At 63.4% G+C, this 13,842-nt stretch carries 13 protein-coding genes; 9 read left to right on the plus strand and 4 right to left on the minus strand.

Annotation, left to right across the window (positions count from 1 at the left end; genetic code table 11):
• The first annotated feature begins 11 nt into the window (after positions 1-11).
• Both FJ977_RS17265 and FJ977_RS17275 read left to right on the plus strand, forming a co-directional pair.
• On the plus strand, positions 12-1,385 hold the full coding sequence (locus tag FJ977_RS17265) for a PleD family two-component system response regulator (protein WP_140773284.1): 1,374 nt from the start codon (positions 12-14) through the stop codon (positions 1,383-1,385).
• Between the two features lie 632 nt (positions 1,386-2,017).
• Positions 2,018-3,514 (plus strand): FAD-dependent monooxygenase, encoded by a 1,497-nt coding sequence (locus FJ977_RS17275; RefSeq protein WP_210243844.1) that lies wholly within the window; start codon positions 2,018-2,020, stop codon positions 3,512-3,514.
• A 47-nt stretch (positions 3,515-3,561) separates the two neighbouring features.
• On the opposite strand, the gene FJ977_RS17280 is transcribed toward FJ977_RS17275, so the two are convergent.
• Positions 3,562-4,509 carry a GlxA family transcriptional regulator gene (locus FJ977_RS17280; protein WP_140773286.1) on the minus strand — a complete coding sequence of 316 codons (948 nt, stop codon included), beginning with the start codon at positions 4,507-4,509 and terminating at the stop codon, positions 3,562-3,564.
• Between the two features lie 88 nt (positions 4,510-4,597).
• On the opposite strand from FJ977_RS17280, the gene FJ977_RS17285 reads away from it, so the two are divergent.
• The 7 genes from FJ977_RS17285 (at position 4,598) to ugpC (ending at position 11,681) form a co-directional block, all read left to right on the plus strand.
• Entirely contained in the window at positions 4,598-5,299 is a 702-nt protein-coding gene (locus FJ977_RS17285; protein WP_140773288.1) for a DJ-1/PfpI family protein, read from the plus strand.
• 130 nt (positions 5,300-5,429) lie between these two features.
• A complete protein-coding gene (locus FJ977_RS17290; protein WP_140773290.1) occupies positions 5,430-6,164 on the plus strand; it encodes a FadR/GntR family transcriptional regulator in 735 nt (244 codons plus the stop codon).
• Complete coding sequence (locus FJ977_RS17295) at positions 6,161-7,348, plus strand: PLP-dependent transferase (RefSeq protein ID WP_140773292.1); 1,188 nt, start codon at positions 6,161-6,163, stop codon at positions 7,346-7,348. The genes FJ977_RS17290 and FJ977_RS17295 overlap by 4 nt, the downstream gene beginning before the upstream one ends.
• A 29-nt stretch (positions 7,349-7,377) precedes the next feature.
• Positions 7,378-8,655 (plus strand): sugar ABC transporter substrate-binding protein, encoded by a 1,278-nt coding sequence (locus FJ977_RS17300; RefSeq protein WP_140773293.1) that lies wholly within the window; start codon positions 7,378-7,380, stop codon positions 8,653-8,655.
• A 182-nt stretch (positions 8,656-8,837) separates the two neighbouring features.
• The gene (locus FJ977_RS17305; protein WP_140773294.1) at positions 8,838-9,761 is read left to right on the plus strand and encodes a sugar ABC transporter permease; all 924 of its coding nucleotides are present in this window, start codon (positions 8,838-8,840) and stop codon (positions 9,759-9,761) included.
• Positions 9,761-10,609, plus strand: a complete 849-nt coding sequence (locus tag FJ977_RS17310) for a carbohydrate ABC transporter permease (RefSeq protein WP_140773296.1) — start codon at positions 9,761-9,763, stop codon at positions 10,607-10,609. Before FJ977_RS17305 ends, FJ977_RS17310 begins: the two co-directional genes overlap by 1 nt.
• A gap of 4 nt (positions 10,610-10,613) precedes the next feature.
• Positions 10,614-11,681 carry a sn-glycerol-3-phosphate ABC transporter ATP-binding protein UgpC gene (gene ugpC, locus FJ977_RS17315; protein WP_140773298.1) on the plus strand — a complete coding sequence of 356 codons (1,068 nt, stop codon included), beginning with the start codon at positions 10,614-10,616 and terminating at the stop codon, positions 11,679-11,681.
• A 103-nt stretch (positions 11,682-11,784) separates the two neighbouring features.
• Here ugpC and rpmG read toward each other — a convergent pair whose 3' ends face one another.
• From rpmG to FJ977_RS17330, 3 genes are all read right to left on the minus strand, one after another.
• A complete protein-coding gene (gene rpmG / locus FJ977_RS17320) occupies positions 11,785-11,952 on the minus strand; it encodes a 50S ribosomal protein L33 (protein WP_006201775.1) in 168 nt (55 codons plus the stop codon).
• A gap of 154 nt (positions 11,953-12,106) precedes the next feature.
• Entirely contained in the window at positions 12,107-12,565 is a 459-nt protein-coding gene (locus FJ977_RS17325; protein WP_140773300.1) for a hypothetical protein, read from the minus strand.
• Between the two features lie 92 nt (positions 12,566-12,657).
• On the minus strand, positions 12,658-13,836 hold the full coding sequence (locus FJ977_RS17330) for an MFS transporter (RefSeq protein ID WP_140773301.1): 1,179 nt from the start codon (positions 13,834-13,836) through the stop codon (positions 12,658-12,660).
• Positions 13,837-13,842 lie beyond the last annotated feature (6 nt).

Below are 13,842 nucleotides of genomic sequence, written 5' to 3' on the forward strand. Positions count from 1 at the left end.
AGCCTTGTGACATGACCGCGCGGATCCTCGTCGTCGACGACATCCCTGCCAATGTGAGGCTGCTGGAGGTCCGGCTGCTGGCCGAATATTTCGAAGTGCTGACCGCCACCAACGGGCCCGACGCGATCGAGACCTGCGAGAACGGCAAGGTCGATGTCGTGCTGCTCGACGTGATGATGCCCGACATGGACGGGTTCGAGGTCTGCCGCAGGCTGAAGAGCGATCCCGCGACGTCGCATATCCCGGTGGTGATGATCACCGCGCTCGATCAGGTGTCCGACCGTGTGCGCGGGCTCGAGGCCGGCGCCGACGATTTCCTGACCAAACCGGTCAACGACCTGCAGCTGATGACACGCGTGAAGAGCCTTGTCCGGTTGAAATCGCTGACCGACGAGCTCAGGCTGCGGGCCTCGACGACGCGCAATATCGGCATCGAAGAGCTGCTCAGCCGCAATTTCGCGTCCGAGGACACGACGCCGAAAGTGCTGTTGATCGACGAGCGCAAATCGTCGGTCGAGCGCATCCAGAAGATGCTGCGCGACCGCGCCGATCTCGACGTCACCAACGATCCGCATGCCGGGTTCTTCCAGGCGGCCGAAACCCCCTATGAATGCGTGATGATCTCGACGGCGTTTGCCGATTTCGATCCGCTTCGGCTCTGCTCGCAATTGCGCTCGCTCGATCGCACCCGTTTCGTCCCGATCATCCTTCTGGCGGAGGAGGGCGAGGAGGAGCGCATCATCCGCGGCCTCGAACTCGGCATCAACGACTATCTGATGCGGCCGATCGACCAGCAGGAACTGACGGCGCGGCTGCGCACCCAGGTGCGCCGCAAGCGCTACAACGACCAGTTGCGCGCCAGCGTCACCCAGACCATCGAAATGGCGGTGACGGACGGCCTGACCGGGCTGCACAACCGCCGCTACCTCGACAGTCATCTGCAGACGCTGTTCGACCGCGCCGTGGCGCGGCGCCGGCCGCTGTCGGTGATGATCACCGATCTCGACCGCTTCAAGTCGATCAATGACGCGTACGGCCATGATGGCGGCGACGAGGTGCTGCGGGAATTCGCCCGGCGGCTGCGCAAGAATGTCAGGGGTATCGACCTTGCCTGCCGCTTTGGTGGCGAGGAGTTCGTGGTGGTGATGCCGGACACCGACGGCGCCGTGGCGGAGAGAGTGGCCGAACGCATCCGCGCCGAAATCGCCCAGAAGCCTTTCGCCGTCGGTGCCGACGGCAAGACGATCGAGGTCACCGTCAGCGTCGGCGTGTCGTCGGTTCTCAAGGGGGTGGATACGGTGGCGGCGCTGATGAAGCGCGCCGATCTCGCGCTCTATGAAGCCAAGAGCGGCGGCCGCAACCGCGTCGTTGCCAAGGCGGCGTAAACGTCCGCGGCCGATTCCCCGGTCAATCCAACAAGGTTAGCTATTTACCTTAATCCAATCGATTCGCGAGCCTTGGTTAAGAAACTGTTGATTTTCCTAAGCCTGTGCGCAAATGTGCAGGGGAAGACGAAGCCGGCACGAGGGTAGATAGCCGGCTCGATCCTGAAATACCCCATGATGCTCAGGTCCGCCGCATCTCCTGGGTCCGTGGGGTCGGCCGGCCGGCGCTGGCACATAGTGGCCTCCTCGTACCGCTGCCAACCGCCGACCGGCCCCCTTTGTCTCAAAACCTCTGCAGCAGCCCCGAAAGGGGCTTTTTTCTTATGCGGAAAAATCTGAGCAACGCTCCCTGGATCAGGAGCAGTGTCTGCTGCGGCAGCCATGACCTCGAGCTGCCGTTTTGGCTGTCACCCAGGTCAAGGGAAACACCTCTCTCCACTTTGTACATATGGCGCACAAGGGCCTTGCGGCAAGACCCGCCTGTTCCCGTAAACCGCTGCCTAAAGCGCGTCGCGTTGAAACGGATTCATGCGACGCGCTTTGGGTCTCTGTCTTCATGCATGCCGTTCTCCCGAAAACGAGGTCACTTTTGGGCGACATGCATTGGCCAGCGGAAAACGGGAGTAACGAGAATGGGCATTGTGTCGCCTATGGACGGATTGCGTCGGGATCATGCGGTGGTGATCGCAGGAGGCGGTCCGACAGGGCTGATGTTGGCCGGCGAACTCGCTTTGGCAGGCATCGACGTCGCCATTGTGGAGCGGCGCCCGACCCAGCAACTGGCCGGCTTGCGCGCGGGTGGCCTGCACGCACGCACCATCGAGGTTCTCGATCAGCGCGGAATTGCCGACCGGTTTCTGTCGCGCGGGCAGCGCTTCCCGACCGTCGGCTTCCACATGATCCGTTTGGACATCAGCGACTTTCCCAGCCGGCACAATTATCTGCTGGCGCTGCGGCAAAACCATATCGAACGGATATTGGCCGGCTGGATCGATGAGTTGGGGGTGCCAATCTATCGCGCGCAGGAAGTCACTGACTTCGCGCAGGATGATGACGGTGTCGACCTGGATTTGTCCGGTAGCCAACGCTTGAGGGCGCAATACCTCGTCGGCTGCGACGGAGGACGCAGCACGATCCGCAAGGCGGCTGGCATCGAGTTCGCCGGATGGGATCCGACGATGAGCTGGATGATCGCCGAGGTCGAAATGTCTAGGGAACCGGCATTGGGCTTTCGCAACGACGCCTCCGGTATTCATGCGATAGGCAAGATCGAGGACGGCGACAGGGTGGGTGTCGTGCTGACCGAGAGGCAGCTGACGATCGGCGGCGAGCCGACGCTGAATGATCTCAGCGAGGCGCTTGTCGCCGTCTACGGCACCGATTTCGGGGTCCACAGTCCGACCTGGCTCTCTCGCTTCACCGACATGACACGTCAGGCCGCCACCTACCGCGACAGACGTGTCCTTCTGGCGGGCGACGCCGCGCACATCCATCCTCCGATGGGCGGGCAGGGGCTCAATATCGGCGTGCAGGACGCGGTCAATCTGGGCTGGAAGCTGGCCCAGGTGGTCAAGCGGATCTCACCGGAATGCCTGCTCGACACCTACCACGCCGAGCGCCATCCGGTCGCTGCCCGCTTGTTGCGCAACACGATGGCGCAGGTCGCGCTTCGCCGTACGGATGAGCGCACCAAGGCCTTGGGCGACACGATGACCGAGTTGCTCGGCATGGAAGAGCCGCGCAAACGGATTGGCGCGGAGATGTCCGGCCTGGGTATCCGTTACGATCTCGGCGAGGGCCACACGTTGCTTGGGCGGCGGATGCCCGACCTCGACCTTGTCACAGCCCGCGGTCCGGCGCGGGTCTTCAGCCTGCTGCACGACGCCCGGCCGGTGCTCCTCAACCTTGGTGGACCAGGCTGGCTGGATATCGCGCCCTGGGCGGATCGGGTCCGCCAGATCGAGGCTGGACATGACGGCATCTGGGAGTTGCCGGCCCTTGGAACGGTCGCCGCGCCCGACGGCGTCTTGATCCGGCCGGATGGATATGTGGCCTGGGTCGGGGCTGGAACCCAAATGGGGCTGACCGAGGCGCTGACCGCTTGGTTCGGGCCGCCCGCGGCGCGTTAGCGACACGATCAAAGCGGCGACCTCCTGCAGTGCCGCAGGCCTTTGCGTCAGAAGCGTTCGCGATAATCGCGCGGGTTTGTGCCGAGGACACGGAGAAAGCCGCGCCGCATCGTCTCTTCCGATCCGAAGCCGCAGCGGCGGGCCGTCTGGTTGACCGCCTGGCCCCGTTCCAGCATCCGTCGCGCCGCCTCGATCCGGATCTCCTCGATCGCGCGCGCAGGTGTCCGGCCCGTTGCCTCCCGATAGTGCCTGGAGAAGCTGCGCGGGCTCATATTGGCGCGCTCGGCCAGGTTCGGCAGCGAAAGGTCGCCATCCAGATTGTCCTGGATCCAGCCATGCAGCCGGTCGAAGCGTTCGTCGCCCAGTTGCAGCTTGAGCGTCTGGCTGAACTGCGCCTGGCCACCGGGGCGCTTCAGGAAGACCACCAGTTCGCGCGCCACCGCAAGCGCCACGCGCCGGCCAAGGTCGGCCTCGACGAAGGAAAGGGCAAGATCGATGCCCGCCGTCACGCCTGCCGAGGTCCAGACATTGCCGTCACGGATGAAAATCGGATCGGGTTCGAGGCGGACCGCCGGAAAGCGCCGCGCGAACTCGGCGCAGCGTCCCCAGTGGGTAACGGCACGCCTGCCGTCGAGCAGGCCTGCCGTCGCGAGCAGCATGGCGCCACTGCAGACGGACGCCGTTCGCGTGGCGTCGCGCGAGCGGCCGGTCACCCAATCGATCAGCTCGGGGGCCTCGCAGGCCGCGTTGACTCCCCATCCACCAGGCACGATCAGCGTGTCGATCCCTGGCCCGTGCGCCGGCAGCGCCGCTGCCTCCAGCACGAGACCGGCAGATGTCCTGATCCGCGGCGAGGCGGCAACGACCGTGACCTCGTAGGGCGCGGGCTCGCCGGCCTGCGTCCTGAAGTCGTTGGCGCTGGCGAAGACCTGAAGCGGTCCGCTGACATCGAGGAGTTGGACGTCGGGATAGGCAAGGATTTCAATATGGCGCATGGCGATTTGGCTTGAAACGAGGGATGATTGGCGATCGTGCCAAAGCATGGTGCCTTAGATTGGCTGGAGTCAACCTATGGAGAGTTCCATGACCCTTCGTTTCGGCATCCTCGTCTTCCCCAATGTCCAGCAGCTCGACCTCACCGGCCCTTATGAAGTCCTGGCATCGGCAAAGGGCGCCGAGGTGGAATTGATCTGGAAGGATCGCAATCCGGTGATGTCGTCGACGCGACTGTCGCTCAACCCGACGGCGACCTTCGACGATTGCCCGCCTCTTGATATGCTGTGCATTCCGGGTGGAGGCGGCGTCAACACGCTGCTGGAGGATCAGGCTGTGCTCGATTTCGTGCGGGAGCGCGCGGCTCAGGCGCGCTACGTCACCTCGGTGTGCAGCGGTGCCCTGGTGCTGGGTGCCGCCGGCCTGCTCAAAGGCAAGCGGGCGACGACGCATTGGTACGCGCATGATTTCCTTGCCGAGTTCGGCGCCATCCCAGTCGACGAGCGAATTGTCGAGGACGGAAAGCTGATAACCGCCGGCGGCGTCACCTCGGGGATCGATTTCGGCCTCCTCCTGGTCGCCAGGCTTCTCGGTCAGGCCGAGGCCGAAACGGTGCAGCTCTCGCTTGAATATGCCCCGGCGCCTCCGTTCCAATCGGGCACGCCCGCACAGGCTTCGCCTTCCGTGCTGGCGGAAGCAAAGGAGCGGCTCGCGGGTTCGAGGCGGGTTCGTGAGGACATGTTCGCGCGTTGGCGCGCCACGGCCGCCACGCCGGCGCGAAGCCACGCTTGAACTGACGAGCCGAACGGCGCCATGGCTCGCCGTTCGGCCCGTCCTCGTTTCGGCTGTTGACACGTCTCTCCGACTATGCAGAAATTGGTTGGACCATTGGACCACTTGTGCGTCGCTTCGGGGAGGAAGTGTGGACCAGAACAGCCTGCCACCCATTCAGACGACGGCGCGTGATGACGCTGTGCTGAAGGCTTTGGTGGGCTTTGTTCGCGCCGAAGCCTTGCAGCCCGGCGAGCGGCTTCCGACCGAGCGTATCCTGGCCGAGCGGCTGAAGGTCAGCCGCAACACGGTGCGCGAGGCGCTGACGCGGTGGGAAGGGCTTGGTCTCGTCGAGCGGCGGCAAGGCAGCGGCACCTATCTCAAGGCGGCTGTGTCGCCCGACATGCTGCATATGCCGCTGACGCTGGCGGGCGGCAATGATTTCACCAGCCTGATGCACACGCTCGAAATCCGCCGCGCGCTGGAGGCGGAGGCCGCGGCTCTTTGCGCCGAGCGGGCGAGCCCGGCCGACATCGCCGAGATCAAGCGCAAGCTCGACATCATGGAGCAGGCATTCCGTACCCGCGACGGCATGTCGTCGGAAGAGGACTGGGAGTTCCACCAGGCAGTCTACCGCGTCTCGGGCAATCCGCTGTTCGAACAGATCATCGCCGCCATGCACGAGCTGTTCCACCGCTTCTGGGAGCATCCGCTGGGCGTGCGCGATTTCGGTCACGCCAGCTTTCCTTACCACCGCACCATCTACGAGTGCATCGCCGCGCGCGACCCGCAGGGTGCCCGCGCCGAGGCACTCAAGCTGATCGCCACCGTCGAGGACGATCTCAAGCGCGGTGCAGCTAAACTCAAACTTTCGAGCCAGACATGAACGAGCATCCGAGCGGTTTCGATCACGATTATCTTGCCGAGGCGGCGACGCTGCTGGCGCATGACGAACCGTTCCCCGGCGGCGCGGTGGTGCCGCCGATCTACCAGACCTCGCTGTTCACCTTCGCCAACTATGCCGAGATGGCCGACACCTTTGCCGGCAAACGAAAGCAGCCGATCTACTCGCGCGGCGACAATCCGACGGTAATGGAATTCGAAGCGCGCGTTGCCGCCCTCGAGGGCGCCGAGGCCGCGCGCGGCTTTTCCAGCGGCATGGCGGCGATCAGCGCCACGGTGCTTGCCTTTGTCGGGGCGGGCGAGCGCATCGTGGCCGTGCGGAACTGCTATGGCGATGCCTATCGCCTGTTCGAGCGGCTTCTGCCTCGGCTCAACATCAAGGTCGATTATGTCGACGGCTCCGATCCGGACGCGGTTGCCGCGGCACTTCCCGGGGCCAAGCTGCTCTATCTGGAAAGCCCGACCTCGATGATGTTCGAGCTGCAGGACATCGCGCATCTGACACGGCTTGCCAGGGAGCAGGGCATCGTCACCACCATCGACAATTCCTGGGCGACGCCGGTTTTCCAGAAGCCGATCGCGCATGGCGTCGACCTGGTGCTGCATTCAGCGTCGAAATATCTCGGCGGCCACAGCGACACCGTCGCGGGCGTGGTGGCCGGCTCCGCGGCGCATATCAAGCACATCAACGAACAGACCTATTCCTATCTCGGCGGCAAGCTGTCGCCGTTCGAAGCATGGCTGCTGCTGCGCGGCCTGCGCACGCTGCCGCTGCGCTTGCCGCACCATATGAAGAGCGGGCTCACCATCGCCGAGCGGCTGAAGGCGCATGCCAATGTCGAGCGCGTCAACCATCCCGTCTATTCGAACCATCCGGGCAAGGCGACGCTGGCGGGCTATGCCGGACTGTTCTCCTTCGAGGTGACGGACGATATCGACATCCCCGTCTTCGTCGATGCGCTGAAATTTTTCCGCATCGGCGTCAGCTGGGGAGGGCATGAAAGCCTGGTCGTGCCGGCCAAGGCGTCGCTGGAACAGACGCCGGGACTGAATTCGATGGCGCGCTTCGGCGTCAGCCCCCGAACCATCCGCTTCAATGTCGGATTGGAAAGTGTCGAAGACCTCTGGGCCGACGTCGCCCAGGCCTTCGAAAAAGCCAGAAAATAACAAGCGGGTTCAAAATGGGAGTCTTGAACATGAAAAAACTGACCATCATGCTTGCCACCGTTGCGGGATTGGCGATTTCCGCCGGGAGCGCGCTGGCCGATTCGACCCTGAAGATGGTCGAAGTCATCACCAGCCCGCCGCGCACCGAATTCCTGAAAAAGCAGATCGCCGACTTCGAGGCGGCCAATCCCGGCGTCAAGGTCGAGCTGATCTCGCTGCCCTGGGGGCAGGCTTTCGAGAAGTTCCTGACCATGGTGCAGGCCGGCGATACGCCCGACGTGGTCGAGATGCCGGAACGCTGGATGGGTCTCTATGCCAACAATGCCCAGCTCGAGGACCTCGGCCCCTACATGGCCAAGTGGGACGATGCCAAGACGCTCGGCGACCGCGCCAAGCAGTTCGGCTCGACGGTCGACAACACGCAGTTCATGATCCCCTACGGCTACTATGTGAACGCGCTGTTCTGGAACAAGAAGCTGTTCAAGGAAGCCGGCCTCGACGGTCCGCCGGCCACGCTTGACGAGTTCGTCGCCGATTCCAAGAAAATCTCCGCCATCCCGGGCAAGTATGGCTACTGCCTGCGCGGCGGGCCGGGCGCCTTCAACGGCATGCACATGTTCATGAACATCGCCGCCGGCAAGGGCGGCTACTTCAACGAGGACGGCACCTCGACCATCAATGACGAGGGCTCGGTCAAGGGCCTGCAGATGCTGGCCGACATGTACAAGGACGGGCTGGCGCCCAAGGATGCGGTGAGCTGGGGCTTCAACGAAACCGTCACCGGCTTCTATTCCGGCACCTGCGCCATGCTGAACCAGGATCCGGACGCGCTGCTCGGCATCGCCGACAAGATGAGCGCCGACGACTTCGCCGTCGCGCCCCTGCCGACCGGTCCGAGCGGCAAGTCGTATCCGACGCTCGGCTATGCGGGCTGGGCGATGTTCGCCAACTCGCAGCACAAGGACGACGCCTGGAAGCTGATGGCGACGCTGCTTTCGCCCAAGGACAATCTGGCATGGGCCAAGGAAGTCGGCGTCGTCCCGATCCACAACGGCGCCGACCAGGATCCCCATTTCAAGACCGAGCAGTTCAAGGGCTGGTTCACGGAACTGAGCGACAGCTCCAAATACGAAATGGTGACGCCGCCGACGCATCTGGAAAATCTCGGCAACTTCGTCGACCAAGTGGCGATCAAGAATTTTCAGGAAGTGCTGCTCGGCCAGAAGACCGCCAAGGACGTCGCGGACCAATGGGCTGCCTTCCTGACCAAGGAACAGCAGGACTGGCTGGCGAAGAACAAGAAGTAAGCGCAGGTTTTTTCCTTCTCCCCGTTTACGGGAGATGGTGGCCCGATAGGCCCGGATAAGGGGCGGGGCAGCATTTCCAAGGTTAGCGCTGCCCCTCATCTGCCTGCCGGCATCTTCTCCCCGTAAACGGGAGAAGGGTGCTGTCGCCTTCGCCGGCACCCACTCATCACTGTTGAGCCCCAATGACCTATGCCGTGTCCGAAATACGATCCGCCGGCAAGCCGCGCCGCAAGCGGCTGTCGCATGCCGCCATCGAGCCCTGGCTCTATCTCAGCCCGGCGATCATCCTGCTGGTCGTGGTGCTGTTGGTGCCGCTGATCATCGGCATCAGCTACTCCTTCCGCAAATTCTCGGCCTTCAAGTCGGTATATGTCGGGCTCGACCAGTATCGGGCGATGCTGTCGGATCAGGTTCTGGGGCAAGCCCTGGTCAACACGCTGTGGTGGACGGTCGCCAGCCTGTTCTTCCAATTCTTCCTCGGCCTTGGCCTGGCGCTGCTGCTCGACAAGCCGTTCTGGGGCCGCAAGGTGGTGCAGGCTCTGGTGTTCCTGCCCTGGGCGGTGCCGTCCTTCCTGTCCGGGCTGACCTGGGCCTGGCTGTTCAACCCTATCATCGGGCCGCTGCCGCATTGGTTGTACGCGCTGGGGCTCAAGGCAGAGCCGACCAATGTGCTGTCCGATCCCGCGACGGCGATGTGGGGGCCGATCGTCGCCAATGTCTGGTTCGGCATTCCGTTCTTCGCCATCACGCTTCTGGCGGCGCTGAAGTCTATCCCGTCCGAAATGCACGAGGCGGCGGCGATCGACGGCGCTTCGCCCTGGCAGCGCTTCACCAAGGTGACGCTGCCATTTCTCGCGCCAACCATCGCCATCACGGTGATGCTGCGCACCATCTGGATCGCCACCTTCGCCGACCTGATATTCGTCATGACCGAGGGTGGGCCGGCTGGTTCCACCAATACGGTGCCGGTCTATATCTATGTCAGCGCCTTCAAGTCGCTGGACAAGGGCTATGCCTCGGCGGTGGCCGTGCTGCTGCTCGTGCTGTTGATCGCCTATGCGATCGCGCTGATCGCCATCCGCCGCTCCCTGGTGAGGCACGTCTGATGATCGCGGGCCGCTCTGCTTCACAACGGTTCCTTGGTGGTGTCGGCCTCTACGCGGCGATTGCCGCCTATGTGATCTTCGCCCTGTTCCCGATCTACTGGACGCTGAAGATCTCGGTGACGCCGGAGCGGCTGCTCTATTCCGAAGGCATCACCTTCTGGCCGTCGCGCACGACGTTGCAGAATTTCGTCACCGTGCTCGAGGCCACCGATTTCCCGCGCTATTTCCTCAACAGCGTCATCGTCTCGGTGTCGACGGCGGCATTGGTGACGGTGATCGCCACGCTCGCCGGCTACGCCATGTCGCGTTTCACCTTTCGCGGCAAGGCGGTGCTGGCGCTGATGCTGCTTTTGACTCAGACTTTTCCGCTGGTGATGGTCATTCCGCCGATCTACCGCGTCATGGGCCAGATCGGCCTGATCAACAGCCTGACCGGGCTGATAATCATCTACACCGCCTTCAACACCGCCTTCGCCACCTTCCTGATGCAATCCTTCTTCGACGGCATCCCGAAGGATCTGGAAGAGGCTGCGATGATCGACGGTTGTACGCGTGCCCAGGCAATGCGCCGGGTGATCGTGCCGCTGACGCTGCCCGGCATGGGCGCCACGCTCGGCTTTGTCTTCACCGCCGCCTGGAGCGAGCTCCTGTTCGCGCTGATGCTGATCTCCAGCGACGACAAGAAGACCTTCGCCGTCGGCCTGCTCACCTTCATCGGCAAATTCGCCGTCGACTGGGGGCAGATGATGGCGGCGTCGATCCTGGCGCTGATCCCGGTCTGCATCTTCTTCGCCTTCCTGCAACGCTATCTCGTCACCGGCCTGACCGCCGGCGCCGTCAAAGGATAGACCGATGGCTTCTGTCACGCTCGAAAAGGTCCGCAAGGATTACGGCGCCGTCCGCGTCCTGCATGCGGTCGACCTTGAAATCGCCGACGGCGAATTCGTCGTCCTGGTCGGTCCGTCCGGCTGCGGGAAATCGACACTGCTGCGCATGATCGCCGGGCTGGAGGAAGCCTCCGGCGGCGAAATCCGTATTGGTGAGCGATTGGTCAACGATGTGGCGCCCAAGGACCGCGACATCGCCATGGTCTTCCAGTCCTATGCGCTTTATCCGCACATGGATGTGTCGAAGAACATGGGCTTCAGCCTCATGTTGCGCAAGGCCGAGAAGCCGGCGATCGATGCCAGGGTGGATGGCGCGGCCAAGCGGCTGGGCCTGGACGCCTACCTTCAGCGCCTGCCGCGGCAACTGTCCGGCGGCCAGCGCCAGCGCGTCGCGATGGGTCGTGCCATCGTGCGCGATCCCAAGGTTTTCCTGTTCGACGAGCCGCTGTCCAACCTCGATGCCAAGCTGCGCGTCCATATGCGGGCCGAGATCAAGGCGCTGCACCAGCAACTGAAGACCACCTCGGTCTATGTCACACACGACCAGATCGAGGCCATGACCATGGCCGACCGGATCGTCGTCATGCATGATGGGCTGATCCAGCAGGTTGGCGCGCCGCTCGATCTCTATGACCATCCGGCCAACATGTTCGTTGCCGGTTTCATCGGCTCGCCGGGCATGAATTTCCTGCCGGCGACGGTTCGCAAGGGCGAGGTAGCTGAAGCGGTGCTGGCCGATGGACAGGCGCTGAAGTTGCCGGATGGCCTGCCGCTCAGCGACGGCGATGCCATTACCATCGGCCTGCGGCCCGAGCATATCCGGTTGGCCGATGACGGCGCGCTGCAGGGCGAGGTAGGGGTCGTGGAGCCGCTCGGCCTCTCGACACAGTTCTACGTCGCGCTGGCCGGCCAGCAGATTTGCGTCTTTGCCATGGGCCGCGCCGGCGTCAAGCCCGGCGACACCGTGCGGTTGGCGGCCGATCCGGCGTCGCTGCATCTGTTCGATCCGAAAAGCGGCGATCGCATCGGCTGAAGGAAACTCAGCGGGGCTGAGGGAGCGAGTCCGCCGCCTCTGCCTTCGCAAACAAAAACGCCGCCCGATGGGCGGCGTTTTTGTTTGCAAGGGAAAACCCAGATTACTTGATCTTGGTTTCCTTGAATTCGACGTGCTTCTTGGCGACCGGATCGTACTTGCGGAACGACAGCTTGTCGGTCTTGGTACGGCTGTTCTTGCTGGTCACGTAGAAGAAACCGGTGTCGGCGGTCGACAGAAGCTTGATCTTGATGTTTGCGGCTTTGGCCATGGTATCAGTCCGTTTGTTCGTGGAGTTTTGGCCGCTGGAGCACGGGGAAAACACCCGGACGCGGGAAACTTGGCGCGACACATAAAGAACGTGCCTGGAAAGTCAAGCCCGGCGGACCTGATGTGGCCCGTCCGGGAAGCCCATTGCGCGTAAATCAGACGTTTTCCGTCTCTGGCACGGCAACCTTCTTCCAGTCTCCGGTCGTGTTCCACCAACGATTCGGATTGGCGCGGTCATCCAGCCCCTTTGATCGGCTGGCGAGGATCGGCTGGAGGCGGATCACCGGCTCCTGATAGGAATGGGCCTGGAAAATCGCCTCGACGACGCGGCTTGCCAGCGCCTGGTCGTCAGGCAGTTCGAATGAAACCTCGACCGTGCCCGGGCGGCGGCGCATTTCGATTTCGGCCCCGGCCGCGGCCCCTTCAAGCGGCCTGTAGCGCTCGATGCCGTGTGCCGACTGATAGGCGTTGCGGTCGTATTTGCCCATGGCCAGCGGGGCGATCGCTACGACCGCGTCCATGATGCGGTCGACATCCGCGGCCGGGGCCTGGAAGGTCACAAGCAGCAGGAGCGTCATTCGCAATGAGGTGGTTTCAAAGCCGCTGTCGATCATGGGAGTGTCCTCAACTTCCGTTCTTGGGGGACACTCTTTTAACCTGACGCTGCTGACACGGTTCTGTCAGCAGCGGTCGCTGTCTCAAAGGGTCAAAGGAGAATTTTGCGGACGAGCCTGACGCCAACCAGCGCCATGTAGGCGCCAAAGAACAGGCCGAGCGACCAGCCGAAACCGGACGGACCGAACGCATCCATGCCGATGCCGATCGCCTGCGGGCCAAGCACCATGCCGACACCATAGCAGAGCACGAAGGCGGCGTTGGCGGATGCCAGTTCATGGCCGGAAAGCTGCGAGCCGAGATGGGCAAGACCGATCGTGTACATGGCGGCGACTACGCCGCCCCACACGAACAGAAGGGCGGCCATCAGGTGCCAATTCTGGGCGAAGAAGGGCATGAAGACCGTGCCGACAAGGCCGACCGTCGCGCAAGCGAGCAGCAGATAGCGGCGGTCGCTGACCCGGTCGCTGATCATGCCGATCGGGATCTGCAGCAGCACATTGCCGAGACCGATCATGGTCAGCAGCAATGCGGCGTCGGCTTCCGAATAGCCGATGCGGTTGCCGTAGATCGGAAACAGCGCGAAGCCGCCGGTTTCGACCGCACCGAATACCAGCACGGCGGCGGTCGCCGATGGCACCAGCCAGATGTAGCGAAGGAAGTTGCTGGTTTCGCCATCGGCAACAATGGAGGGGCTTTCATTGCGCGCGGCCAGCACCGGTATCGCGGCCAGCGTCACCAGCACGATGATGACGCCGAACGGCCTGAAGCCGGAGCTGCCAAGATGGGCGAACAGCCACGGTCCGGCGGCAAAGCCGAGCGACAGGACGGTGGCGTAGATGCCAAGCACAAGACCGCGCCGGTGCGGCGGTGCCGACGTGCTGATCCAGAATTCCGACAGGATGAACAGCACCGTCAACGCGATATGCAGCACGATGCGCAGCGGAAACCACATCCAGAAGTCGGGCGCGAAATGGAAGCCGACGAAGGCCAGGGCGCCGGCGGCGATCATCCCGATCATGGTCCAGGCGACGCCGAAGCGCATGGCGAGCGGTGTGGCCAACGGCGCGCCGGCGATCGAGGCAAGGCCGGCGACGGCGGTGTTGAGGCCGATCATCGAAGCCGAGTGGCCCCGCGTTTCCAGGATGACGCTGAGCAGGGGCATGCCGAGGCCAATGGCTATGCCGACGACGCTGATCGACGAGATCGCCGCCACCATCGGCAGCCAGTGTACGCGTTCGTCGCCCTTGGGTTGGGTATCGACCGTCATGGGATG

It is taken from the genome of Mesorhizobium sp. B2-1-3A (genome assembly GCF_006442655.1).
Classification (GTDB): Bacteria; Pseudomonadota; Alphaproteobacteria; order Rhizobiales; family Rhizobiaceae; genus Mesorhizobium.

Excerpts from the sequence above, each read along its gene's own strand:
- FJ977_RS17265 (WP_140773284.1), top strand. The coding sequence starts at position 12 with ATGACCGCGCGGATCCTCGTCGTCGACGACATCCCTGCCAATGTGAGG.
- FJ977_RS17275 (WP_210243844.1), top strand. The coding sequence starts at position 2,018 with ATGGGCATTGTGTCGCCTATGGACGGATTGCGTCGGGATCATGCGGTG.
- FJ977_RS17280 (WP_140773286.1), bottom strand. The coding sequence starts at position 4,509 with ATGCGCCATATTGAAATCCTTGCCTATCCCGACGTCCAACTCCTCGAT.
- FJ977_RS17285 (WP_140773288.1), top strand. The coding sequence starts at position 4,598 with ATGACCCTTCGTTTCGGCATCCTCGTCTTCCCCAATGTCCAGCAGCTC.
- FJ977_RS17295 (WP_140773292.1), top strand. The coding sequence starts at position 6,161 with ATGAACGAGCATCCGAGCGGTTTCGATCACGATTATCTTGCCGAGGCG.
- FJ977_RS17300 (WP_140773293.1), top strand. The coding sequence starts at position 7,378 with ATGAAAAAACTGACCATCATGCTTGCCACCGTTGCGGGATTGGCGATT.
- FJ977_RS17305 (WP_140773294.1), top strand. The coding sequence starts at position 8,838 with ATGACCTATGCCGTGTCCGAAATACGATCCGCCGGCAAGCCGCGCCGC.
- FJ977_RS17310 (WP_140773296.1), top strand. The coding sequence starts at position 9,761 with ATGATCGCGGGCCGCTCTGCTTCACAACGGTTCCTTGGTGGTGTCGGC.
- ugpC (WP_140773298.1), top strand. The coding sequence starts at position 10,614 with ATGGCTTCTGTCACGCTCGAAAAGGTCCGCAAGGATTACGGCGCCGTC.
- rpmG (WP_006201775.1), bottom strand. The coding sequence starts at position 11,952 with ATGGCCAAAGCCGCAAACATCAAGATCAAGCTTCTGTCGACCGCCGAC.
- FJ977_RS17325 (WP_140773300.1), bottom strand. The coding sequence starts at position 12,565 with ATGATCGACAGCGGCTTTGAAACCACCTCATTGCGAATGACGCTCCTG.
- FJ977_RS17330 (WP_140773301.1), bottom strand. The coding sequence starts at position 13,836 with ATGACGGTCGATACCCAACCCAAGGGCGACGAACGCGTACACTGGCTG.